Origin of the sequence: Flavobacterium aerium (assembly GCF_030766725.1) — a bacterium.
GTDB classification, from domain to species: Bacteria; Bacteroidota; Bacteroidia; order Flavobacteriales; family Flavobacteriaceae; genus Flavobacterium; species Flavobacterium aerium.
The window spans coordinates 46,208-70,544 of record NZ_JARQWR010000010.1 but is presented as its reverse complement, the minus strand read 5'-3'; the positions used below and the strand labels follow the sequence as shown (position 1 = coordinate 70,544).

The 24,337-nt window shown below is 30.9% G+C and carries 22 protein-coding genes; 16 read left to right on the top strand and 6 right to left on the bottom strand.

Going from position 1 to position 24,337, the window contains the following annotated elements; translation table 11 throughout:
* The first annotated feature begins 4 nt into the window (after window positions 1-4).
* The 13 genes from P6733_RS13980 to P6733_RS13920 all read left to right on the top strand — a co-directional run bounded on the left by P6733_RS13980 (window position 5) and on the right by P6733_RS13920 (window position 14,492).
* A complete protein-coding gene (locus P6733_RS13980; RefSeq protein ID WP_306353550.1) occupies window positions 5-1,429 on the top strand; it encodes a lipopolysaccharide biosynthesis protein in 1,425 nt (474 codons plus the stop codon).
* A gap of 7 nt (window positions 1,430-1,436) precedes the next feature.
* Entirely contained in the window at window positions 1,437-2,534 is a 1,098-nt protein-coding gene (locus tag P6733_RS13975) for a glycosyltransferase WbsX family protein (RefSeq protein ID WP_306353549.1), read from the top strand.
* Between the two features lie 4 nt (window positions 2,535-2,538).
* Window positions 2,539-3,648 (top strand): non-hydrolyzing UDP-N-acetylglucosamine 2-epimerase, encoded by a 1,110-nt coding sequence (wecB, locus tag P6733_RS13970; protein WP_306353548.1) that lies wholly within the window; start codon window positions 2,539-2,541, stop codon window positions 3,646-3,648.
* Between the two features lie 311 nt (window positions 3,649-3,959).
* On the top strand, window positions 3,960-4,715 hold the full coding sequence (locus tag P6733_RS13965; protein WP_306353547.1) for a glycosyltransferase family protein: 756 nt from the start codon (window positions 3,960-3,962) through the stop codon (window positions 4,713-4,715).
* Window positions 4,716-4,729: 14 nt separating this feature from the next.
* The gene (locus tag P6733_RS13960; protein ID WP_306353546.1) at window positions 4,730-5,758 is read left to right on the top strand and encodes an EpsG family protein; all 1,029 of its coding nucleotides are present in this window, start codon (window positions 4,730-4,732) and stop codon (window positions 5,756-5,758) included.
* The gene (locus tag P6733_RS13955; RefSeq protein WP_306353545.1) at window positions 5,759-6,583 is read left to right on the top strand and encodes a glycosyltransferase family 2 protein; all 825 of its coding nucleotides are present in this window, start codon (window positions 5,759-5,761) and stop codon (window positions 6,581-6,583) included.
* A 9-nt stretch (window positions 6,584-6,592) separates the two neighbouring features.
* Window positions 6,593-7,744 carry a glycosyltransferase WbsX family protein gene (locus P6733_RS13950; protein ID WP_306353544.1) on the top strand — a complete coding sequence of 384 codons (1,152 nt, stop codon included), beginning with the start codon at window positions 6,593-6,595 and terminating at the stop codon, window positions 7,742-7,744.
* 135 nt (window positions 7,745-7,879) lie between these two features.
* A complete protein-coding gene (locus P6733_RS13945; protein ID WP_306353543.1) occupies window positions 7,880-8,713 on the top strand; it encodes a glycosyltransferase family 2 protein in 834 nt (277 codons plus the stop codon).
* Entirely contained in the window at window positions 8,713-9,621 is a 909-nt protein-coding gene (locus tag P6733_RS13940) for an NAD-dependent epimerase/dehydratase family protein (RefSeq protein WP_306353542.1), read from the top strand. Before P6733_RS13945 ends, P6733_RS13940 begins: the two co-directional genes overlap by 1 nt.
* A 3-nt stretch (window positions 9,622-9,624) precedes the next feature.
* Complete coding sequence (locus P6733_RS13935) at window positions 9,625-10,587, top strand: MraY family glycosyltransferase (protein ID WP_306353541.1); 963 nt, start codon at window positions 9,625-9,627, stop codon at window positions 10,585-10,587.
* Window positions 10,588-10,720: 133 nt separating this feature from the next.
* The gene (gene rfbC, locus P6733_RS13930; RefSeq protein ID WP_306353540.1) at window positions 10,721-11,269 is read left to right on the top strand and encodes a dTDP-4-dehydrorhamnose 3,5-epimerase; all 549 of its coding nucleotides are present in this window, start codon (window positions 10,721-10,723) and stop codon (window positions 11,267-11,269) included.
* An 8-nt stretch (window positions 11,270-11,277) separates the two neighbouring features.
* On the top strand, window positions 11,278-12,135 hold the full coding sequence (gene rfbD / locus P6733_RS13925; RefSeq protein WP_306353539.1) for a dTDP-4-dehydrorhamnose reductase: 858 nt from the start codon (window positions 11,278-11,280) through the stop codon (window positions 12,133-12,135).
* 389 nt (window positions 12,136-12,524) lie between these two features.
* A complete protein-coding gene (locus tag P6733_RS13920; protein WP_306353538.1) occupies window positions 12,525-14,492 on the top strand; it encodes a polysaccharide biosynthesis protein in 1,968 nt (655 codons plus the stop codon).
* A gap of 69 nt (window positions 14,493-14,561) precedes the next feature.
* On the opposite strand, the gene lnt is transcribed toward P6733_RS13920, so the two are convergent.
* Together lnt and P6733_RS13910 are read right to left on the bottom strand one after the other, a co-directional pair.
* Window positions 14,562-16,157, bottom strand: a complete 1,596-nt coding sequence (gene lnt, locus P6733_RS13915) for an apolipoprotein N-acyltransferase (RefSeq protein WP_306353537.1) — start codon at window positions 16,155-16,157, stop codon at window positions 14,562-14,564.
* A 4-nt stretch (window positions 16,158-16,161) separates the two neighbouring features.
* Entirely contained in the window at window positions 16,162-17,229 is a 1,068-nt protein-coding gene (locus tag P6733_RS13910) for a putative type IX sorting system protein PorV2 (RefSeq protein WP_459553641.1), read from the bottom strand.
* A gap of 200 nt (window positions 17,230-17,429) precedes the next feature.
* On the opposite strand from P6733_RS13910, the gene P6733_RS13905 reads away from it, so the two are divergent.
* Both P6733_RS13905 and P6733_RS13900 read left to right on the top strand, forming a co-directional pair.
* Entirely contained in the window at window positions 17,430-18,161 is a 732-nt protein-coding gene (locus tag P6733_RS13905) for a CDP-alcohol phosphatidyltransferase family protein (RefSeq protein WP_306353536.1), read from the top strand.
* A 15-nt stretch (window positions 18,162-18,176) separates the two neighbouring features.
* Window positions 18,177-19,058, top strand: a complete 882-nt coding sequence (locus tag P6733_RS13900; RefSeq protein WP_306353535.1) for a glycoside hydrolase family 25 protein — start codon at window positions 18,177-18,179, stop codon at window positions 19,056-19,058.
* Window positions 19,059-19,118: 60 nt separating this feature from the next.
* Here P6733_RS13900 and lptB read toward each other — a convergent pair whose 3' ends face one another.
* Genes lptB through P6733_RS13880 form a run of 4 tightly spaced genes read right to left on the bottom strand, consistent with a single transcriptional unit; the run spans window position 19,119 to window position 22,010 of the window.
* On the bottom strand, window positions 19,119-19,859 hold the full coding sequence (lptB, locus tag P6733_RS13895; protein WP_306353534.1) for an LPS export ABC transporter ATP-binding protein: 741 nt from the start codon (window positions 19,857-19,859) through the stop codon (window positions 19,119-19,121).
* Between the two features lie 24 nt (window positions 19,860-19,883).
* A complete protein-coding gene (locus P6733_RS13890; protein ID WP_306353533.1) occupies window positions 19,884-20,228 on the bottom strand; it encodes a carboxymuconolactone decarboxylase family protein in 345 nt (114 codons plus the stop codon).
* Complete coding sequence (gene tatC, locus P6733_RS13885; protein ID WP_306353531.1) at window positions 20,212-21,045, bottom strand: twin-arginine translocase subunit TatC; 834 nt, start codon at window positions 21,043-21,045, stop codon at window positions 20,212-20,214. The genes P6733_RS13890 and tatC overlap by 17 nt, the downstream gene beginning before the upstream one ends.
* Window positions 21,045-22,010: a KpsF/GutQ family sugar-phosphate isomerase gene (locus P6733_RS13880; RefSeq protein WP_306353529.1), complete on the bottom strand. Its 966-nt coding sequence runs from the start codon at window positions 22,008-22,010 to the stop codon at window positions 21,045-21,047. The genes tatC and P6733_RS13880 overlap by 1 nt, the downstream gene beginning before the upstream one ends.
* 86 nt (window positions 22,011-22,096) lie before the next feature.
* Between P6733_RS13880 and recQ the strand changes: the two genes are divergently transcribed.
* Window positions 22,097-24,292: a DNA helicase RecQ gene (gene recQ / locus P6733_RS13875; protein ID WP_306353528.1), complete on the top strand. Its 2,196-nt coding sequence runs from the start codon at window positions 22,097-22,099 to the stop codon at window positions 24,290-24,292.
* Window positions 24,293-24,337 lie beyond the last annotated feature (45 nt).

Below are 24,337 nucleotides of genomic sequence, written 5' to 3'. Positions count from 1 at the left end.
TACAATGAACGATAGTAAAAAGTTAGTAAAAAATACAACGATTTATGCGTTAGGTGATATCATTCCTAGGCTTTTGGGATTTATTTCATTTCCAATTTTGACTAGATATCTATCCCCAGCAGATTATGGTATTGTGAATTATGTAAATACTTTAACTACATTCTTATTAACGTTCGGTTTTTTATGTATGAACACATATTATCTTGTTTATTTTTATAGATGTGATAATGAAGTTGAACAGAAAAAATTATTAGGAAATCTATCATCCTTTGTAATTGGGTTGAATTTGGCTCTAGTTTTTTTATTGCTCTTATTTGGCAAATATATATTTGCCCTATTAAATAGTAATATAGATTTTTACCCATATATAGTTATTGCGATATTGACGAATTTTTTTAATATTTTTTCAGTATTACCATCAGCATTATACCGTTTATTAGAGAAGCCCTTATTATTAACAATAATAAATGTTTCAAGAGGTATAGTTACATTAGTCATTACGTTAGTATTGGTGATGTACTTTGATTATACGGCATTAGGAGTCTTATACGCTGCCCTTATTGTTAATGTTGTATATGCATTTGTTTTTTTATATACAACGCGGAACTATATTATATGGAATTTTAATTTCCCACAGATTAAAAAAATACTAATATTTTCATTACCGCTAGTGCCTGGAACATTAGCATATTATGTGACAACTATCTCGGACAGAATTTTAATAGATAAATATTTAAATTTAAATGATTTGGGAATATATAGTACGGCTGCAACATTAGCTTTGATTTTAAATATATTCTCTTATGGTGCATATAAAGCTTTTGAACCTTTTATCTTTAAAAATTGGGGAAACGAAGGTTTTTTGAAAACATTTGAAAATATCCGTAATGGATTTGTCTATATTTTATTAATTGGAGTATTGTGTTTGAGTATATTTTCTAAAGAATTTTACCTGATTATGACAAATGTAAAATTCCATTCGGCTTATTGGTTTGTCCCAATGATAATTATTGGGGTTTATAGCTCATCACTAAGTATGTTATATGGAACAATTATAACGGCGAAAGAAAAGACAAAGGTAAATTCATTAATAAGTATTATTGGAGCTGCAATTAGTATTGTATTAAATGTTTTGTTTTTACCTAGATTTGGATTAATTACTGCGGCATTGGTATCAAGCCTTGCTATGACAATTATGTTATTACTGTCTATTTGGTATTCACAATTGAAAATAAGTCATTTGAGACCATTGCTAGGTACGATAATTGTTGGAATAAGTATTTATTTATTTGTTTATGTGATTAATATTAATCATATAGTAATTTCAATATTAATTAAGTCAGTTGTTGCAATTTCTATAATTGTGATTTTATCAATAATTCTTTCTGTTAATCCTTTTAAAATGATTAAGGAACTAAATAAAAAATAATTAGAATATGAAGATTAATGCACGTGTGATCGCCTTTTATCTACCCCAATTTCATCCAATTAAAGAAAATGATCAATGGTGGGGTAAAGGTTTTACAGAATGGACTAATGTAGGAAAGGCAAAATCATTATTTAAAGGACATGATCAACCTAGAGTCCCTGCTGATTTAGGATATTATGATCTTAGAGTTTCACAAACACGTATAGATCAAGCTGACATGGCTAGAGAACATGGCATTGAAGGTTTTTGTTATTGGCATTATTGGTTTGGTAATGGGAAGAGATTAATTGAACAGCCTTTTAATGAGGTTGTTTCTTTAGGTGAACCAGATTTCCCTTTTTGTTTAGCTTGGGCAAATGATTCTTGGGAAGCAAAGTTATGGAATAGTGAAGGAACTAGTGAAAATAAGATTCTTCAAGAACAACTTTATTTAGGAAAAGAAGATTATACACTACATTTTAATGAATTATTATCTGCTTTTAAAGATAAACGCTATATAAGAGTAAATAATAAACCATTATTTATGATATACAAACCTTTAGAATTTCCAGATGTATCAGATTTTATTAAATTATGGCAAGATCTTGCAAAAGAAAATGGGCTTGATGGGATACATTTTATTGGACAAACTGCTAATGTAAAAAAAATAGATGAGATTTTATCTAAAGGATTTGATGCTGTAAATGTTGTCCGTTTGACAGATTATATGAAGAGCGGAAGATCCTTTAAAACTAAAGTTTTGGATAAATTAAAACGTAAATTATTTTCATTACCATTTGTTTTTGAATATAAACACGTAATGAAAAAATTTGTTGGAGATGAAGAGAAAACCGTTAATGTGATTCCTTCAATTATCCCAAATTGGGATCATACCCCTAGAAGTGGATTAGGTGGACAGGTATTTATCAATTCAACACCTGATTTATTTGGCCAGCATGTTAAAGATGTTTTGAACAAAATTAAAGATAAACCTGAAGAAGAGCGAATTACTTTTATAAAGTCGTGGAATGAGTGGGGTGAAGGTAATTATATGGAACCAGATCTGAAGTATGGTTTGGGTTATTTAAAAGAGCTTAAAAGAGTTTTAGAAGCTTTAAAAAAATAATTTTATGCAAAAAATATTAATTGTTTTTGGGACTAGGCCTGAGGCTATAAAAATGGCTCCATTAGTTAAGGAGTTTAGTAATTATAAGAATAAATTCAGTACAAAAGTTTGTGTAACTGCCCAACACCGAGAAATGCTGGACCAAGTGTTAGATTTTTTCGATATTATACCAGATTATGATTTGAATTTGATGAAGCCTGGTCAGGATTTATATACCCTTACTGCAGATATGCTAGTCTCATTGAAGACTGTTTTTGGCGAGTTTAAACCTGACTATGTTTTTGTACATGGTGATACAACTACTTCTACTGCAGCTGCATTAGCTGCGTTTTATGGTGGTATTAAAGTTTGTCATATCGAAGCAGGATTAAGAACAAATAATAAATGGTCACCGTTTCCTGAAGAAATGAATCGTCAACTTACAGCAAGATTAGCAGATTTACATTTTGCACCAACATTACAGGCGAAAAAAAATTTATTAAATGAAGGAATAAATCCAGATACAATTTTTGTGACTGGTAATACAGTCATAGATGCCTTATTGCTAGCGAAAGATAAGGTTGAGGCAGTTAAGGATACTCAAATAGAGGCTTTAAAGTTATTAATTGATAAGAATAAAGATTTAATCTTAGTTACTGGACATAGACGAGAGAATTTTGGAGAAGGCTTTATTAATATTTGTAATGCTTTAAAAAAAATAGCACTGAGAGAAAATACTCAAATTATATATCCAGTTCATCTAAACCCAAACGTCAAAGAACCAGTATACACAATTTTAGGAGGAATTGAGTCAGTTCATTTGATAGAGCCATTGGCCTATCCAGCTTTTGTTTGGCTGATGAAACAATCAAAATTAATTATTACTGATAGTGGAGGAGTTCAGGAAGAGGCACCAAGTTTAGGTAAGCCTGTTCTAGTAATGCGAGATACAACTGAAAGACCAGAAGCTGTGGAAGCAGGAACAGTGATTCTTGTTGGTACAGATGAACAAAAAATTATTGAAAATACAATGTTATTGCTTACAGATAGTGCTTTGTATGAAAAGATGAGTAAAGCACATAATCCATATGGTGATGGCTCAGCTTGTTCAAAATGTGTTAAACAATTATTATAATGAATAATGATAAGTGGCTTTTTTTAGCACCATATCCTACAGTAGAGAATATTAAAGATGGTATGATTAGTAGGGTAAAGGCAATAGATATATTGTTTGAAGATACACCTAGAACATATCTGAATATATCCTTGCTAAGGAATATAAAAAAAGTGCAATATAGTGATGGAATAGTTAATGTAAAAAATTTCAATCTAATCTTGCATTTTTGGTCAATATTAAATATAATTCGTTTACACGTTAACGTGTATTCACATTCAATTTATATGTTGAGATTTTTGTGGATTTTGATCCCCAAAAAGAATATGAATATGACTCTTGATATCCATGGAGTAGTTCCTGAAGAAGAAAGATATTTTAAAAATAATTTGTTATTGTCAAAATATTATTCATACGTAGAATATCAGGTTTTTAGAAGAATTAATAATGCAGTGTGTGTTACAAACTCTATGAAAAACCATTTTGTAGAGAAATATCCATTCTATAAAGGAAATTATATTATTTATTCTATTATGCCTGATAATCTTAAAGAAATTGATGAAACACAAGCCAGTTTGATTAAAGTGCGAAATGAAAAACGTATTGAGGTAATCTATAGTGGGGGAGTACAAGGTTGGCAGAACATAGATTTAATGTTACAAACGATAAAAAAGAATCAATATTCTAATATTCATTACACTATACTAACTGGAGATAAAGTGACATTTGAAAATAAAATTGAAGAATATAATATTTGTTCGGAATTTATTACAGTAGAAAGCAGGCATCCTTCGGAATTATGGAAAGATTATATTGCTGCAGATTATGCATTTATACTTAGAGATGAGAATATAGTGAACAATGTAGCAAATCCAACTAAACTGATTGAATATTTATTTTACGGATTAATTCCAATTGTTTTATCCCCAAATATTGGAGACTATAAAGAATTAGGGTATAATTATTTACTACTGAATGATTTTAATGAAAATATTAGTAAACCAGATATTGCTCAAAAAAATATTGATATAGCCCATGATTTAATTAAAAAAAATAAATTGATTAATATGAAACAACAAGTGTCATAATAATTATTTGATGAATGATAAATACCATAATAATAATATTTGGATTATTCTCTATTGTTGCTTTTTTGTCCCCAGATAATAAAGAGGTAAAACAGTTTGTATATATATTTTTGGGTATAATTTTAATTTTTATTGCTGGATTTCGTGGAGAAGGAGTAGATAGGGATTATGAAAATTATGTTGAACTTTTTTATGAGAATGATTATTTATTAGTAGAACCTTCTTTTGTAATAATAACAACAGCTATACGTTCCCTTGGTTTACAAGATGTAATCTATATATTTATAGTTTTTTCCATTTTAGGTGTTAGTATTAAATTCATTGCGATTAAACAGCTTTCCCAATTGTGGTTTTTATCAATTGTTATTTATTTGAGTAATTTTTTTCTCTTACATGAAATGACTCAAATTAGAGCAGGTATTGCCTCGGGTTTTCTATTACTATGCATAAAACCTATATATGATAGAAATTGGAAAAAGTTTTTATTATTTGCAACCTTAGGTTTTTCATTTCATTACTCAGCTTTGCTTATCTTCCCTTTATGGTTTATTGGAAAAAAGGCACATAAGAAGATATTGTTTTTGTCAATTCCTGTAGCATATATTATATATTTTTCACAAATAAATTTAATTGGAGTACTTCCTATTCCTGGAATTCAACAAAAATTGGAAGTGTATAAACAATTGCAGGATTTAGGAGGAGAGCAATGGAATTCAATTAATGTGTTTAATCTATTATTTTTAGCTAGAATTGCTATTTTTTATTTTATTTTATTAAAATATGATTTAATTCTAGCCAATAATAAATACTTACCAATTTTGATAAAAATTTATTGCATTGCTTTGATCTCTTTTTTAATTTTTGCAGTCATGCCTGTTTTAGCATTCAGAATGAATGAATTATTTGGGATAGTCGAAGTTGTATTAATACCATTATTGTTTTATGTTTTTAGACCGAGATTAATTTCAAAAATAGTAATTGTATTTATAGGTGTTTGCCTTATATCAATTGTTTTATTTTATAATAAATTATTGATTTTTTAAATGAAAATAGCAATTTTATTGTCAACATATAACGGAGAATTATTTATAAAAGATCAAATTGAATCGATTCTTTTACAAACAAATAAAGATTGGTGTTTGTATATACGTGATGATGGTTCGAATGATAATACAATCAATATAATTGATTTTTACGTAACAAAATATCCAAGTCAAATAATAAAAATTATTGATGATTGTGGAAACTTAAGAAGTGCAGCTAGCTTTATGCAGATGTTAAGCGTTATAAATTCTGATTATTACATGTTTTGTGATCAAGATGATGTTTGGCTACCATTCAAAATTGATACAACATTAGATAAGATGAAAGAAAATGAGCTAGCCAAGCCTAATACAGGAGTTTTAGTTTTTACAGACTTAACAATAGTTGATTCAAATTTGAATGTTATTAATGACTCAATGTGGGATTATTCAAAAATAAATCCTGAAAATGCGAAAAATTTTTATAGAACAACCTGTTTAAGTAGTGTTACAGGATGTACAATAATGCTTAATAACTATATAAAAGAAAAAGTTTTACCATATCCAAGATCAGCAAGAATGCATGATTGGTGGATAACATTAAATACATCCCATTATGGTGTGGTAGATTATGTGAATATTCCAACTATTCTTTATAGACAGCATAATGATAATGTTTTAGGAGCAGAAAAATTAAATAAAAACCACTATTTAAAAAAGTTTATTTTAATTAGAAGTACACTAAGAGATAATATGAAAGTATATAAAATGTTACAGGCATTAAGGTTTAAAGTGAATTACTTGAACGTTTTACTTACGAAGATTAAAATAGTATTAATTGAATAATTTTAACAGATGCATATCCCAAAAATAATAGCCTTTTATTTCCCACAGTTTCACGCCATTAAAGAAAATGATGAATGGTGGGGAGAGGGATTTACAGATTGGAAGTTAGTAAAAGAAACTAAACCACTTTTTGAAGGACACAACCAACCAAGGGTACCGATTGATGAAAATTATTATAATCCATGTAATAAAGAAACTCTTAAGGAGCAAGCTCTTTTAGCTAAAAAATATGGAGTTGAAGGGTTTATGTTTTATCATTATTGGTTTGATGGGAAACTATACCTTGAAAAACCAATGGAGGTGTTTTTATCAAATCCTGATATCGATATTTCTTTTTGTGTGACTTGGGCAAATGAATCTTGGACAAGAAGTTGGATTGGGAAACCAGAAGTTTTCCTTCAAAAACAATTACATACAAATGATAAATCAATTTGGGAAAATCATTTTAATTACCTACTACCTTTCTTCAAAGATAAAAGAGCAATAAAAATTGATAATAAACCAGTATTTCTAATCTATCAGCCTTTCCTGATTAATAATTCTAAAGAAATGTTAGAATATTGGCAAGAATTAGCTATTCAAAATGGATTGGATGGATTGTATATTATTGCTGTAAAAAACCATGATTATCAGACTTCAAGTTTTTTAACATCCTATGATGCGATCATGAAATTTCAGCCTAGAGAAGCATATGCAAGTAAAGATTTTCAGGATCAAAATATTTCAGCTAGATTCCAGTTTTTAAGAAGGTTACCACATATTGTGCAATTATATTTAACCAAATTAAATCAGAAAATAAGCTCATATAAAATTTTTAGTGCAAATAAGGTATGGAATATTATCCTTAAGAATTCTTATATAAATGAATTTAAAGAATATAACTTAAAAGTATTTGAAAGTGCTTTCTTTGAATGGGATAATTCTCCAAGATATAAAAAAAAGGCTAAATTATTCACTGGACTAACAGATGAACAAAAGAAATCTAATTTAAAAGAACTAATAAAAGGTGCAATAAAAAATGAAACACCATATGTTTTTTTTAATGCATGGAATGAGTGGTCAGAGTCTGCATACCTTGAACCAGATAAAGAGAATGGATATAAACATTTAGAGATTATTAAAGAAGTGATTGATGATCTTAAGAAAGAAAACGAGGCGTAATTTTAATTTTTTAGTAAGGTGAATTTCAATCTGCAGGAATGTAAATTGCAATTATATTAGAATTAAGAAAATAAGTTTACCTAATTAATCTAATCGATTGATTTAAAATTGATTAGTGTTGATAAAATTAATATGATGATACATCTGACAATTAGTATAGTTCTGTATAATAACAATCGAGAGGTACTACGAGAAGCAATTAATAGTGCCCTGAATAGTAATATAAATTATAAATTTAAATTTTATTTAGTTGATAATTCTCCAACAGATTCACTTAGGACATTAGTTTTGGATGAAAATGTAGAATATATACATAATCCATCTAATCCAGGATTTGGTGCTGCACATAATATTGCAATTCACAAGGCTATATCACTTGAAAGCAAATTTCATTTAGTTTTAAATCCAGATGTGTATTTTAATAAAGAAGTAATAGCTGAGCTAATTTCGTATTTGGAAAGTAATCCTGATATTGGAAATATAATGCCCAAAGTATTGTATCCAGATGGATCATTACAATATTTATGTAAATTACTTCCGAGACCCTATGATTGGATAGGGAGGAGATTTAATCCGTTTAAAAAATTAGTAGATAAAAGTAATAGAATTTTTGAATTAAGATTTACAAATTACGATAAGATAATGGAAGTTCCTTATTTGTCAGGATGTTTCATGCTACTGAGATTAGACGCATTAAAAAATGTTGGGGTTTTTGACGAAAATATATTTATGTATGGTGAGGAAACTGATTTATGTAGAAGATTAATAAGTGGTGGATATTCAACAGTTTTTTATCCTAAGACAATTATATACCATCATTTTGCAAAAGGTTCACATAGAAACTTAAAGCTTACTATAATTGGAATGAAGTCAGCAATTTATTATTTTAATAAATGGGGTTGGTTTTTTGATAAGGAAAGAAAACAAATTAACAAGGACATTCTTTTAAAATTAAAGTTTAAGAACTAATGATTGTATTAGCAGGGGCTACTGGTTTTGTGGGAAGAAATCTTCTAATGTATTTGGAGGAGAAGAAGTATGATATCCTTAGATTATCTCTACGAGATAAAAACTGGAGAGAAAAAGAGATAGTAAGTGCTGAAGTAATGGTTAATCTTGTTGGGAAAGCTCATGATCATAAGAATGAGGCAACTGAAAAAGATTTCTTTAATATTAATTACGAGCTAACAAAGGAACTTTTCGATTTTTTTATTAAAAGTAATGCTAGTGTATTTGTTCACTTTAGTTCAATAGCTGTGCTAGAAGAGGAGTCATCATTAATAGAAATTAATGAATCATATACTCCAAATCCAAAGTCAGCATATGGAATGTCAAAAAGTAAAGCCGAAGAATATCTTATAAATTATGAACTGCCATTAAATAAAAAGCTAATAATTATTAGACCTACAATGATACATGGCCCTGGAGATAAAGGGAATTTGACATTGTTATATAAAATTATAAAAAAAGGAATACCTTATCCACTCGGAGCTTTTCATAATGAAAGATCTTTCATGGGAATAAATAATTTATGTTTTTTGGTAGAGAAAATAATTGAAAATAGAACATCAATAAATTCAGGTTGTTATAATGTTGCTGATGATGAATCTTTGTCAACTATTGAAATAATAAAAATTATAGGTGAGGTTTTGGATAAAAAGATTAGAATTATATCTTTTCCTCAGAAAATTATTAATGGAATTGCTAGTGTTGGAGACAAGTTAAAATTACCTTTAAATACAAAAAGGTTAAAAAAAATGACTTCTAATTTAATTGTTTCAAATCAGAAACTAAAATTAGAATTAAAGGTTGGTAAGCTTCCTTTTACAGCAGAACAAGAATTAAAAAAAACAATACAGAGTTTTATAAAGAAATAATAAATGGAATATATTTTTATTACAATAATATTATTTGGATTAATGATACTTTACTTTAAAGTAGCGAATCATTTTAATATTATTGATAAACCAAATGAGAGAAGTTCGCATACAGAAATTACATTAAGAGGTGGAGGAATAATATTTTGGATTACTGCTCTATTGTATTTCGCTAGACATATTGAAACAAGCTTTTTGTTTTTTGCAGGTATTACGTTAGTTAGTCTGGTTAGTTTTTGGGACGATATAAAAAATCTCCCAAATCGTATCCGTATTTCTGTTCATTTTATAGCAATAACATTGATTTTCTACAATCTAACAGTTTTTGATATAATGCCAATTTGGGGTATAATAATGACATATGTTTTTGCCATTGGCATTATCAATGCCTATAATTTTATGGATGGAATTAATGGAATAACAGGCTTGTATACATTAGTGGTAATGGGATCATTTTTTTATGTAAACGAATACATTATCCACTTTACAGATGTGAATATGATATTGTATCCTGCATTGGCAAGCATTGTTTTTTTGTTTTTTAATTTTAGAAAAAGAGCAAAGTGTTTTGCAGGGGATGTAGGCAGTATTGCAATCGCTTTTTGGATTATTTACCTGCTATTAAGATTAATAATCGTTACAGACTCAATAATTTGGTTGTTGTTTTTAGGAGTATATGGAGTTGATACAGTATGTACAATATTACATAGGCTTTATTTAAAACAAAATATATTTGAAGCACACCGTTTACATTTTTATCAAATTTTAAGCAATGAATGCAAAATTCAACATCGGGTTGTGTCTGTATTATATGGGTGTATGCAGATTATTATTTCAATGCTGGTTATCTTGTTATACCAATCTGTTAATGTAGTTGTGGTTTTTGCATTAATTTTATTGCCATTGATCGCATTATACTTTTTAAAGTTTTATTTCATAAAAAAACGAAATAATATTTTTGATTGAATCCCTGTCATTCAACTATGATGGAATGAGTATCCATTAAGGTGAAATTTCTATATTTGCCTTTTTATAAGAACATAAAGACATATCGTTTTTCAATTAACGATAAAATAATAATAAGATAAAAGCTGTAAGCATGAAAGTAGAAGAAACATTTATAAAAGATTTAGTGGTGATCACACCAAATGTATATGAAGATGAGAGAGGATATTTTTTTGAGTCCTATAATGAAGCAGCATTTACAAAAAATGGTATTAATATAAAATTTGTACAAGATAATCAGTCCTATTCGAAAAAAGGAGTAATTAGAGGATTACATTTACAATTAACACCATATGCACAAACAAAATTAGTTCGTGCATTACAAGGTGAGATTTTAGATGTTGCTGTAGATTTAAGAAAAGATTCTCCAACATATGGCCAGCATTTTAGTATCGTTTTAAGTGCAGAAAATAAAAAGCAATTATTAGTTCCACAAGGATTTGCTCATGGGTTTTCTGTATTGAGTGGAGAAGCTTCAGTATCCTATAAAGTAGATCAGCTATACCATAAAGATAGTGAACGAGGAATTCGTTATGATGATCCAACATTAAATATTGATTGGAAAGTAGCTCCAGAAGATGCGATTGTTTCTGAAAAAGATTTGGTATTAGGCTCGTTTGATACGATTGATTGGTCATTTTAAATTTAAATATGAAAAAAATATTAGTAACTGGGGCATACGGGCAGCTAGGAAGTGAGATTAAAAAGATAGCACATTTATACCCAGAATTCGATTTTACATTCACAGATCGTGATACATTATCATTAGAAGACTCTAAAGCAATTCAAGATTGTTTTGAACAATTAAAACCAGACTATTGTATTAATTGTGCAGCTTATACTGCAGTTGATAAAGCAGAAACTGATGTTGAATTGGCAGATATAATCAATCATACTGCTGTGGGAGTTATAGCAGAATGTTGTACAAAATACAATTGTAAGCTAGTCCATGTTTCGACGGATTATGTGTTTGATGGAACATCATCCATTCCATTAAAAGAAGATGCTTTAACAGGCCCAATAAATGTATATGGGAAGACAAAATTAGATGGAGAATTAGCGTGTATGGCTAATAATAAAGAAAGTATTATTATTAGAACTGCATGGGTATATTCTGAGTATGGAAATAATTTTGTAAAAACCATGATGCGACTAATGAATGAAAGAGATTCAATTAGTGTAGTGAACGATCAAATAGGATCTCCAACATACGCAGGAGATTTGGCACATGTTATTGTGGAAATTATCCACAATAAAAATTGGGTATCCGGTTTATATCACTTCTCAAATGAAGGAGAAATAAGTTGGTTTGATTTTGCAAAAGATATTAAATCAATTATAAACAGTAATTGTGAAGTAACAGGTATACCTGCTTCAAATTACCCTACACCAGCAAAAAGACCAGCATACTCACTATTAGATAAAAGTAAAATAAAAGAAACATTCGGAATCACTGTTCCTTATTATAAAGATAGTTTACAGGTTTGTATCAAACAATTAGAACAATAAACCTTAAGAATTAGGTAAAAGTTCAAAAAAAAATAAAAAAGGTTCAGTTTTTCTGAACTTTTTTTATGGAAAAAATTAGTCCCGTAATTTTAAGATAATTAGCAAATTGTTAGTAATGAGCTATTTTTTTGTAACTTGTAACATGTTTCTGGACAATAAACAAGGTTACTTCAATGTTACTAAATGTTAAATGGTATAATAATTGCTAAATTATTTGTGATTTTGTTGAAAACAGATATTTTTGAAATTTAGTAATTAATGATTTATCAATTTTAATAGAATGCAGGCTTTATTTTTTTGTTAAATTTTTTTTAAAGTCTATTTTTGCGCAATCTAATAATCAAGAATCTAAAATAAGGAGCTTACTTCAAAACGTAGCAATATTCTATATGAATCATGACCAGAATGCAGATATTAAATCTGTCATAAAACAAATGTTATCCTTTAGTAAATCCACTTTAAGTATAAGTAATTTAGATTATTTACCAAGATGGATTATTTTAATGCTAGACATGACGATTGTTTTTGGAACAGGTATCGTTACAAATTGGTTATTAGATGGGATGGGGCTTAATCCTATTCGGGAATCTTATATGCTTTCCGGAGCCGTAGTATATTTACTCGTTAATTTATTCTTTTTTAGAGTTTTCAGAATATATTCAGGGATCATTAGACACTCATCATTTATCGATGCTGTGAAAATTTTCTTTTCCCAAATGGGAACCCTTTTTGTCTTTTTAGTGATAAACTTTGTTTTTCTCATGACAAATCATGGGAAGATATTCCTAAATACAGGACTTTTTCTAAATTTCGTATTATCGTTTTGTGCTCTATTCTCTTATCGAATAATGGTCAAACAAGTTTTTGAACGCTATTTTAACGATAAAAAAGATGCTAAATTAATCCGGGCAATGATTTATGGTTCTGATGCAAATGCAATAGCGGTTGCCAATGCATTGCGATCCGAAGTACCAACGAGATTCAAATTAGTAGCATTCATCAATAAGAACAATCATAATACATCAAAGAGAATTCTAGATTTACCTATTCTGTATCAAAATAAAAAAGTATCAGTTTTAATGCGTTCAAAAGGTGCTGAAGCCTTAATTATAGCGGATAAAAGTTTGACGAAAGAAGAACAGTTGGTTTTAGTCGATGAATGCTTAGAATTTGGATACAATGTGTATACGGTACCATTAATAACAGACTGGGAGAATAAACAAGAAATATCTAAAAAAGTAAAGAACTTTCAAATTGAAGATTTACTAGAAAGAAAACCTATAACATTAGATAGTCAGGCTATTTCTAAACAAATTAAAGATAAAACAGTATTAATCACAGGTGCAGCAGGATCAATAGGTAGTGAAATTGTATGGCAGGTAATCGGTTTTAATCCAGCAAAAGTAATAGTATTAGATCAGGCAGAAACACCCCTACATAATTTGTTTTTAGAGATACAAAAGAAAACAAATAAAGCGGAGATTTATCCAATCATTGCAGATATAAGAAATAAACAGGCAGTCGATCAGGTTTTTAAACAATTCAAGCCCGATGTTGTATACCATGCAGCAGCCTATAAACATGTTCCGTTAATGGAAGAAAACCCAGCACAGGCAGTATATGCAAATGTTATGGGGACAAAGAATATTGCCGATTTAGCCTACCAGTATAAAGTATCAAAATTCGTAATGGTTTCTACTGACAAAGCAGTAAATCCAAGTAATGTGATGGGAGCAAGTAAACGTATTGCAGAAAAATATGTACAAGCTTTACACTTCAAATGCAGTAACGAAAATGGAGGGAAAGGTAAAACAAAATATATTACAACCCGTTTTGGAAACGTATTAGGTTCAAATGGCTCAGTAGTACCATTATTTACGAAGCAAATTGCAAGTGGTGGTCCAATAACAATTACACACCCAGATATTATTCGATATTTTATGACCATACCAGAAGCTTGTCAGCTAGTATTAGAGGCAGGAGCTATGGGTAATGGAGGTGAAATCTATATTTTTGATATGGGAAAACCTGTTAAGATTATTGATTTAGCGTATAAAATGATTCGACTTGCCGGTTTTATTCCAGATAAAGAAATTAAGATTAAAATTGTTGGATTACGTCCAGGTGAGAAGTTATATGAAGAATTACTGAATAATTCTTCTAAGACCCTACCAACACATCATAATAAGATTATGATTGCTCAAGAAATGCATGAGGAATTTGAAATATTAAATGTGGCAATTGAAGCTCTTATTCATAAAGCGAGTTCGTATGACAATCATAGCATTGTGACTGATATGAAGAAATTAGTTCCGGAGTTTAAAAGTATGAATTCAACATTCGAAAAATTAGACTAAAGAAATATAGTAAATACAAAAAAAGGCTCATAAATTATTATGAGCCTTTTTTTGTGTCTGAATCTTTTTTTAAGATAAAACCTTTTTCTTCTTACGAAATAAAGAAATTAGAATTAATAGTATGATTGAGATTCCAGCTATTCTTGGGATGTAATCTCCAAATCGTACATAGAAAGTTTCTTTATCATTCAATTGTACTTTACCTAACAAAGCTGTTTTTTCATTATACTTAGATTGTTGTGTTATGTCACCCTTTTGATTTATAAAACCTGAAATTCCAGTATTAGCACTTCTTGCAATATCTCTTCTGGTTTCGATTGCTCTTAGACGTGCGAGACTTAAATGCTGTTTATGACCTTGTGTATCACTCCACCAAGCATCATTCGTTATAATGGCTAGAAATTGAGCGCCATTTTTAACGTAGCCGGTAACAAATTCACCATAAATAGATTCATAGCATATAATAGGAGCAACCTTAGTGTTGTCATTTGCTGTAAATACTGAACGCTCTTGCTGTGTGGTTTTGGTAGAAACCGTACCGCCAAGATTAATCATAACATTACCCAGTAAAGGCTCTAGTACACTTTTGTAAGGTAAGTTTTCAATACCCACTACAAGCTTAGATTTATTATACTTTTGAAAATCATATTGTTGATTAATAAATAAAGCAGCATTGTAGAAATTCACCCATAAATCTTCACGAACCTTATTAGAAGAAGGGTTTAAATCCTGTACATTAAATAGTAAGTCATAGGTATCTATTCCCCATAAAAATTGAGCTTTTGGATGTTGCTGAACATAAGTTGCTAATAAGCGTCGAACATCAGAAGTTGGAAAAGCACTAAAAGGTATGTTTTCTGCCAAAACAGTTTCTGGAGCCAGAATAAACTCTGTGTTCGGAGTTATGATTTCATTTGTTTGTGCAAGAAGACCTATAGCAACATCAATATTTCGAGTTTCATACTTTTCAGTGTATGGATCTACATTGGGTTGCAAAACAATTACTTCTTTAGTTTCACCTTTCGATTCGTAAGATGTATAGATCCAAAGGGAAAGTATAATAGGAATTGCTACCGCCAAAGACCATTTTGGAAATATATTTTTTAGAATATAAGTTTTAGTACTATTAGTAGATAATAAGTAGAATGTAAAGGCATTTACAGCCAATACCCACAATGTTCCGCCAAATGTCCCTGTGTACTCATACCATTGAATCCATTGTACATAATCCGAGAACCCATTCCCTAGATTAAGCCATGGCCAAGAGAAATCCCAGTTAAGATGGAATTTTTCAAAACAAATCCAAAAGCAGATTAAGAATAATAAACTTGCTTTTTGAGAAAGTCGTTTAGCAGCCAAATGATACATTAAAAACACTAAACTCATGAGTAATGTATTCACTAAGATAGCAAATAACATTCCGAAAAGTGTAGAGTAGTAAAGCCAGTATGTCGCAATAAGATTCCAAATAAAGAAAGACCAATATGCATGAATCCAAACTTTAAATTTTACTTTTTTGTGAGTGTCTCGGAATTGTTTTTCAGCAAATAATAAAGGAATAAAAGCGAGAAATAAGAGTAGAGGGAAACCATAAGTAGGCCAACTAAAAGCCAATAATAAGCCCGATAGTGTAGACAGGAAAAAAGGTTTTTTTAATAAAGTCATTTTGTTATCTAAAAATTCCTAAGTCAATAGTTAATGAAAAAATATTTGAGTAAAGTGCCACACTTTGATCCCCAATATCGGTAAGTGCATAGTCAATTTGAATGCCCTTATATTTAAAGCCTAATCCAATATTAGGTTGAAAACCAATTTTTTCTGTATTGTCAATCTGTTTTACATTTTGAAAATTACCAGCACCAGCTCTAAGGAAAACTAAATCAGTATATCCAAATTCAAAACCGATGGCAGGATCAATACTAACAACATCTGTTGAGATAATATCATTTGTTCTGGCAAAACGCATGTTTAAGTTGGCTGCAGCCAATAAACTATAGTCGTAATGAAAGATAAACTTCTTCGCCATTCCAATCTGTGCTTTTGGAAGTGTAATTTCGGTGCTTTCAGGTAATTCTTGATTTTGCCCTGGTATAGCATCTTTTATTTTGGCGTAAGCCTGTTCGTTGATATTCCAAACATTATAAGTCGTAGTTATATCTCTTAACATAATACCAAACTGCCATCCACTACTTTCATACTGTATTCCAACATCAAAACCAAAACCCCAAGACGTTGCAAAATCTCCAATGATTCTACGAATAACCTTTGCATTTACACCATAATTAAAACCATCAAGCGGTAGTTTACGTGCATAAGAGAAAGTAATGCCATAATCGGCAGTTGAAAACAAGCTAATACGATTGTAGTCAATATTACCTTCACTGTCAATTAATTCAGTAGTGTTTAAAATATCATCAACACCAAAACGAATCATAGAAATACCAAAAGCACTTCGGTCATCGATAGGCATTGCAAAGGCAGCGTAATCATATTGAGCAATATTTGCAAAATAACTAGCGTGCATTAATGAGACTTGTTTATCCTCTACTTTAATTAAACCTGCAGGATTCCAATAACCAGAATTTACATTGCCTGTGCTTGCAACTACAGCATTAGACATACCAAGTGCAGCAGCATCAACTCCAATATTCATGAATTCATTAGAGTACTTTCTGACGGCTTGACTGTAAGTAGCTGAAAATACCAATAATAGAATGAGTAAAAGACTTTTTTTCAATGTAAATTATTTTATACAAATATTAAATAAAAATTTGAGATAGCAATAACGAAAATTGTATTGTAAAATCAGCCATTTTTATCAATTTAATACTTGTTGTTATGTTAAAACAATAAAAATTTAATATCATGTAATAAACTCTATTATGTATTAACTTATTGTGCTAAATTTGTAGGCTTGAATAATAAAATAACGATGCGATGCAATTAAAATCTCAAATTCCAAATACAATTACTTTACTTAATCTATTCTCAGGCTGTATTGCTTTAGTCTTTGCTTTTCAGTCCAACTTTGAATGGGCTTTTTATTGGGTATGTATTGGTATTTTTCTGGACTTTTTTGATGGTTTTTTTGCCCGAATTCTAAAAGTACAAAGTGAATTAGGTTTGCAATTAGATTCATTAGCAGATATGGTTACCAGTGGTGTAGTGCCTGGAGTTGGAATGTTTTTTCTGTTGGCAAAATGTCAAACAGGAACTACCGATATTAATGCTTTAGATTTAACTAATACATTTGTTCCCTTCTTAGGATTTATCATCACATTAGGATCATGTATGCGTTTGGCGAGATTTAATTTGGATAAAAGACAAACCTCTTCTTTTATCGGTTTACCTACACCAGCCAATGCTTTATTTATTTTGAGTTTACCACTAGTTTTAGAAACAACATCCTATGAGTTTATTACTGCAGCATTAAGTAATCAGTGGGTTTTGTTATTCATTACCGTTTTAAGTGCTTTCATTTTAAATGCAGAAATTCCATTATTTTCATTGAAAATTAAAAGCTTTGATTTAAAAGCAAATGGGATTCAAATCATCTTCTTGTTGATATCATTATTACTACTGTTATTCTTCCAATTCTTAGGAATTCCATTATTGATTATAACGTATATTATAATGTCTGTGGTTACAAATTCACTTCAGAAAAAATAATCGTTTTCGTCTTGCATGAAGAAAGTAACCAAGAGAAAACCAGTATCTCCAAAACGAAAACCAACTCCTAAAAAGAAAAAATCTTCATTGGTAAATAAAGTAGTCACAATTACTGTGACGGTTTTAGTTATTATTGTAACGATAGGATTATTGTATCAATTTCGTAACGGATTAGCCTATTACTTAGGTTTTAAAAGTGATAAAGTTTCAAAAGAAAATACCGATGAAGCTGCCGCCAAAAAAATTGCGGATGTACGTATTTATGAAGTATTAAATAGACATGAAGACAAAGTTTTTGGTTTTGATGTTTCACATTATCAAGGCGATATAAAATGGGAGAAAATCAATACAGTTGAAAATACTTTTCCTATGCGATTTGTGTTTATTCGCGCAACAGCTGGCAAAGATGGAGTGGATAAAAAATTCAAAGAGAACTGGGTAGGAGCAAAGAAGAATAAACTAATACGTGGTGCTTACCATTACTATCGGGCTGATGAAAACTCATTAGAGCAGGCGCAAAATTTCATTAAAAATGTCAAATTAAAAAAAGGAGATTTACCTCCAGTACTTGATATTGAAAGAATCTCCAGCGTTCAATCTATGGAACGATTAAAAGTGGGATTGAAAAAATGGTTGGATGTAGTAGAAGAACATTATGGTGTAAAACCAATTATTTATTCGGGAGAACATTATTACAAAGAATTCATTGATGAAGAATTTAGTGAGTACACCAATTGGATTGCCAATTATAATTTTTTTGTAGAAGAAATAAGAGACGAATGGTTGTTCTGGCAGTTTACAGAAAAAGCCAGAGTAGAGGGGATAAAAGGAAATGTTGACCTGAATATTTTTAATGGAACCCCAACACAATTAAATTATATCACAATAGGAAATTAATGCTATAAAAAAAGAGCTTGTATCATTACAAACTCTTTTTTTATAGGGTAAAGAATGAATTTAAAATTCAAGTTTCTTTTTACGTAATTCAAAATTCTGACCCAAGTATACTTTACGAACCATTTCATCTTGTACTAATTCATCAGGAACACCTGCTTTCAAGATGCCCCCTTCAAACATAAGATAAGTTTTATCAGTAATAGCCAATGTTTCTTGTACGTTGTGATCCGTAATTAAGATACCAATGTTTTTATTCTTCAATTGAGCAACAATACGTTGAATATCTTCTACGGCAACAGGGTCAACTCCTGCAAACGGTTCATCTAGCAAAATGAATTTCGGATCCGTAGCCAAGGCCCTTGCGATCTCAGTACGACGTCTTTCTCCACCAGAAAGTAAATCACCTCTATTCGTTCGGATATGCTCCAAGCTAAATTCAGAAATTAAGGATTCCATTTTTGCAACCTGTTCCTGCTTAGAAAGCTTCGTTAATTGCAATACACTTAGAATATTATCTTCAATACTTAATTTTCTAAAAACAGATGCTTCCTGAGCAAGATAGCCGATACCATGTTGAGCTCTCTTGTACATTGGGAAATCGGTGATATTCATATCGTCAAGATAAATCGTACCACTATTCGGTTTTACTAAGCCTACAATCATGTAGAAAGAAGTAGTTTTACCAGCACCATTAGGTCCCAAAAGACCCACAATCTCACCTTGATTCACTTCAACGGAGATACCCTTTACAACACTTCTGCCTTTATAGGTTTTTACTAAATTGTCTGCTCTTAAAATCATTATAGATAAAAGTTTGAATGCGGTTTAATTATTTTCTAAAGCGTCCCAGAATTCATAAGCTCTACGCAAATGAGGAATAACGATAGTTCCCCCTACTAATGTAGCGATTCCTAAGGCTTCCATTACCTCCGCTTTAGTTAATCCTTGCTTATAACTGGTTTCCAAGTGATATTTGATACAATCATCACAACGAAGTACAGCAGAAGCTACAAGACCTAAAAGCTCTTTGGTTTTAACATCTAGTGCACCTTCCATGTAAGCATTAGTGTCTAAATTGAAAATACGCTTAATAATTTTATTGTTGTCATTCAGGATTTTTTCATTCATTTCCTGACGATACTCGTTGAATTCGTTAACTAGGTTGCTCATTTTTTTCTTCTTCTTTCTTTTGCTTGTTTATAACCCATTTTGAAATGTAAATGCTAATCTCATACAAGATAACAAGTGGTATTGTTACAATTGTTTGACTTACTACGTCTGGCGGTGTAATGATAGCCGCAATAATTAGAATAATAACAAATGAAATTTTTCTGTACTTTCTTAAAAACTCAGGTGTTACAAGTCCTAGTTTAGTCAAGAAGTAAATCAATATTGGTAGCTCAAAAACTAGACCACACGCTAACGTTGAAGTTTTTACTAAGCTAATATAGGAATCTAAATCGATATCATTATGAACCACTTTACTAATGTTGTAGGTTCCTAAGAAGTTTACAGATAGTGGCGTAATAAGGAAGTAACCAAATAATACCCCAATGAAAAACAAGAAAGAAGCAGTGATGATGAATCCTCTTGCGCCTTTTCTCTCTTTTTCGTACAAAGCAGGAGATATGAATTTCCAAAATTCCCATAAAATAAAAGGGAAAGCTACAATGAAACCAGCCGTAATAGAGGTCCAAATGTGAGCGTTAAATTGCCCGGCCATTGTTCTACTTTGAATGTCAAAAGGCATTTCTGTAATACAGAAACCTTCATCAAGACCAAATTTTAAGGCAAGATCACAGAAGAAACGGTAGGTTACAAAATTAGGGTCTTTTGGTCCAAAAATAATTTCATTAAAAATGAAATCACTAAAGAAGTATGCCACACATCCACCTACGGCGATTGCAATTGTACTTCGAATCAATAACCATCTCAGTTCTTCAAGATGATCTAAGAAAGACATCTCGTTTTTGTTTTTTTTTGCCATTATATTATCCCTTCTTTTAAAATGTCATGCAAGTGCAACACACCTACATACTGATCATCTTCGGTGACGATCAATTGTGTAATTGAATTATCTTCTAGAATATTTAAAGCGTCAACCACCATGGCATCGGATTTAATTATTTTTGGATTTTTTGTCATGATATCTTTGGCTGTTAAGTCGCCAAAAGAATCACGTTCATTAAGCATTCTACGGATATCACCATCAGTGATGATTCCAATAACTTTTTGATTTTCTACTACTGCAGTAACACCCAGTCTTTTTTCTGAAATTTCTACAATAGCCTTTTTTATACTTGAATCTGGGGCAACCATAGGTTTTTGAGCGCTGCCAAGCATATCTCGAACACGTAACAAAAGTTTTTTGCCTAAAGCACCACCAGGATGATATTTGGCAAAATCTTCATTTTTGAAACCTCTTAATTCCATTAAACACACGGCCAATGCATCTCCCATTACTAGTTGAGCAGTTGTGCTGTTTGTTGGCGCTAAATTTAAAGGACAAGCCTCAGATTCTACATACGTATTTAATACATAATCGGATTCTTTACCTAAAAAAGAAGTGATGTTACCTGTAATTGCAATTAAAGTATTGCCAAAATTTTTCAAAAGCGGTACTAATGCTTTTATTTCAGGACTATTTCCGCTCTTAGAAATGCAAATTACGACATCACCAGGTTGAACCATTCCAAGGTCGCCATGAATAGCTTCGGAAGCATGTAAAAAAATGGAGGGAGTCCCAGTAGAATTAAAGGTTGCTACCATTTTTTGAGCAATGATTGCGCTTTTTCCAATTCCTGTTACGATTAGCCTGCCATTTGATGCAAATATGATTTCTGTAGTTTTAACAAAGTCATCATTTAGATAGTCTGTTAGTTTTGCAATAGCTTCACTTTCAGTGAGTATCGTCTTTTTGGCTAGTGCCAAGATGTTCTCTTTATTTACCAAAACAGTTTTTTTATAATATTTGTGTGTATAAAAGAAATTCGTATCTTTATATTGTGCAAATTTATGTAAAATACCATTAATAAATAATGAAATCAACCGAAATTGACTTACACAAGGAGTTAAAAAAGTATTTTGGTTTTAACCAATTCAAAGGGTTACAAGAAGGAGTCGTCAAAAGTATTATCACCGGAAATAACACATTTGTCATTATGCCCACTGGTGGTGGTAAGTCTCTTTGTTACCAGTTGCCTGCTCTTGTGCAAGAAGGAACTGCAATTGTAGTTTCACCATTAATTGCCTTGATGAAAAATCAAGTAGATGCCATAAGAAGTCTTTCTTCAGAGAATGGAATCGCCCACGTGCTTAATTCTTCGCTTACCAAAACGGAAATTGCTCAAGTAAAAAAAGACATAACTTCAGGTTTAACGAAGTTGCTTTATGTTGCTCCAGAGTCACTAACCAAAGAAGAATATGTTACCTTTTTAAAAAATGTACCCCTTTCCTTTGTTGCGATCGATGAAGCCCACTGTATTTCAGAATGGGGACATGATTTTAGACCAGAATATAGGAACTTAAGGCATATTATAAAGCAATTAGGCGAAATTCCAATTATCGGGCTAACCGCAACGGCAACACCAAAAGTTCAAGAAGATATCTTGAAAAACTTGGATATGCCTAATGCAAATGCCTTTAAGGCTTCATTTAACAGGCCCAATCTGTATTATGAAGTACGAACAAAAACGAAAAATATTGAATCTGATATTATTCGATTTATCAAACAACATAAAGGAAAATCAGGGATAATTTATTGTTTGAGTAGAAAGAAAGTAGAAGAAATTGCTCAAGTACTTCAAGTCAATGGAATTAGTGCTGTCCCTTACCACGCGGGATTGGATGCTAAAACCAGAGCAAAACATCAAGATATGTTTTTGATGGAAGATGTAGAAGTTGTAGTTGCAACGATTGCATTTGGAATGGGAATCGATAAACCCGATGTTCGTTTTGTTATCCATCATGATATTCCAAAATCACTTGAGAGTTATTACCAAGAAACGGGTAGAGCTGGTCGTGATGGAGGAGAAGGACATTGCTTAGCTTATTACTCGTATAAAGACATTGAAAAACTAGAGAAATTCATGTCTGGTAAGCCAGTGGCTGAACAAGAAATAGGTTACGCATTATTACAAGAAGTAGTTGCTTATGCAGAGACATCGATGTCTAGACGTAAATTCTTATTACATTACTTTGGAGAAGAATTTGATGGAGATCATGGAGATGGAGCAGATATGGACGATAATGTACGAAATCCGAAAAAGAAAGTAGAAGCGCAAGATCAAGTAGCGATGTTGTTACAAGTTGTGCGTGATACAAAACAATTATATAAATCGAAAGAAATTATTTTCACATTAATCGGCAAGGTTAATGCGATGATAAAAGCTCACAGAACAGATGCTCAGGCATTTTTTGGAAAAGGAGCAAGTTTCGAAGAAAAATATTGGATGGCATTAATTCGCCAAGTATTGGTAGAAGGGTTATTGTCAAAAGATATTGAGACCTATGGTATATTGAAAGTGACTAAAAAAGGAGAGGAATTTATAAAAAATCCAGTTTCCTTTATGATGTCAGAAGACCATGAGTACAATGAAACAGAAGATGAGGCTATCGTCACAGCTTCAAAATCATCTGCTACAGCCGATGCTCAATTAATGGAGATGCTCCGTGACTTGCGTAAAAAGGTAGCGAAGAGGTTAGGTGTTCCTCCGTTTGTGGTGTTTCAAGATCCATCACTAGAAGATATGGCCTTAAAATACCCAGTGAATATTGAGGAATTAGGAAGTGTTCACGGTGTAGGAGAAGGAAAAGCAAAAAAATACGGTAAGGAATTCGTAGATTTAATTACCCGTTATGTAGAAGATAATGATATTATTCGACCAGATGATTTAGTTGTTAAGTCTACAGGAGCTAACTCTGCTTTGAAACTGTACATTATCCAAAATATAGATCGAAAATTACCATTGAATGATATTGCTTCCGCCAAAGGGATTCCGATGGATGTGTTGATCAAGGAAATGGAACAAATTGTATATTCGGGAACAAAACTGAATATAAAATATTGGATTGATGATTTATTGGATGAAGACCAACAAGAAGAAATTCATGAGTATTTTATGGAATCAGAATCAGATAAAATACAAGATGCATTAAAGGAATTCGATGGAGATTATGATTTCGATGAACTTCGATTGATGCGAATAAAATTCATTAGCGAAGTAGCTAATTAAAATTAAAAAAGCCCTTTTTTGAATTCAAAATAGGGCTTTTTTTAT

Coding starts and splice junctions, on each gene's coding strand:
- P6733_RS13980 (WP_306353550.1), top strand. CDS start 5: ATGAACGATAGTAAAAAGTTAGTAAAAAATACAACGATTTATGCGTTA.
- P6733_RS13975 (WP_306353549.1), top strand. CDS start 1,437: ATGAAGATTAATGCACGTGTGATCGCCTTTTATCTACCCCAATTTCAT.
- wecB (WP_306353548.1), top strand. CDS start 2,539: ATGCAAAAAATATTAATTGTTTTTGGGACTAGGCCTGAGGCTATAAAA.
- P6733_RS13965 (WP_306353547.1), top strand. CDS start 3,960: ATGACTCTTGATATCCATGGAGTAGTTCCTGAAGAAGAAAGATATTTT.
- P6733_RS13960 (WP_306353546.1), top strand. CDS start 4,730: ATGATAAATACCATAATAATAATATTTGGATTATTCTCTATTGTTGCT.
- P6733_RS13955 (WP_306353545.1), top strand. CDS start 5,759: ATGAAAATAGCAATTTTATTGTCAACATATAACGGAGAATTATTTATA.
- P6733_RS13950 (WP_306353544.1), top strand. CDS start 6,593: ATGCATATCCCAAAAATAATAGCCTTTTATTTCCCACAGTTTCACGCC.
- P6733_RS13945 (WP_306353543.1), top strand. CDS start 7,880: ATGATACATCTGACAATTAGTATAGTTCTGTATAATAACAATCGAGAG.
- P6733_RS13940 (WP_306353542.1), top strand. CDS start 8,713: ATGATTGTATTAGCAGGGGCTACTGGTTTTGTGGGAAGAAATCTTCTA.
- P6733_RS13935 (WP_306353541.1), top strand. CDS start 9,625: ATGGAATATATTTTTATTACAATAATATTATTTGGATTAATGATACTT.
- rfbC (WP_306353540.1), top strand. CDS start 10,721: ATGAAAGTAGAAGAAACATTTATAAAAGATTTAGTGGTGATCACACCA.
- rfbD (WP_306353539.1), top strand. CDS start 11,278: ATGAAAAAAATATTAGTAACTGGGGCATACGGGCAGCTAGGAAGTGAG.
- P6733_RS13920 (WP_306353538.1), top strand. CDS start 12,525: ATGAATCATGACCAGAATGCAGATATTAAATCTGTCATAAAACAAATG.
- lnt (WP_306353537.1), bottom strand. CDS start 16,157: ATGACTTTATTAAAAAAACCTTTTTTCCTGTCTACACTATCGGGCTTA.
- P6733_RS13905 (WP_306353536.1), top strand. CDS start 17,430: ATGCAATTAAAATCTCAAATTCCAAATACAATTACTTTACTTAATCTA.
- P6733_RS13900 (WP_306353535.1), top strand. CDS start 18,177: ATGAAGAAAGTAACCAAGAGAAAACCAGTATCTCCAAAACGAAAACCA.
- lptB (WP_306353534.1), bottom strand. CDS start 19,859: ATGATTTTAAGAGCAGACAATTTAGTAAAAACCTATAAAGGCAGAAGT.
- P6733_RS13890 (WP_306353533.1), bottom strand. CDS start 20,228: ATGAGCAACCTAGTTAACGAATTCAACGAGTATCGTCAGGAAATGAAT.
- tatC (WP_306353531.1), bottom strand. CDS start 21,045: ATGGCAAAAAAAAACAAAAACGAGATGTCTTTCTTAGATCATCTTGAA.
- recQ (WP_306353528.1), top strand. CDS start 22,097: ATGAAATCAACCGAAATTGACTTACACAAGGAGTTAAAAAAGTATTTT.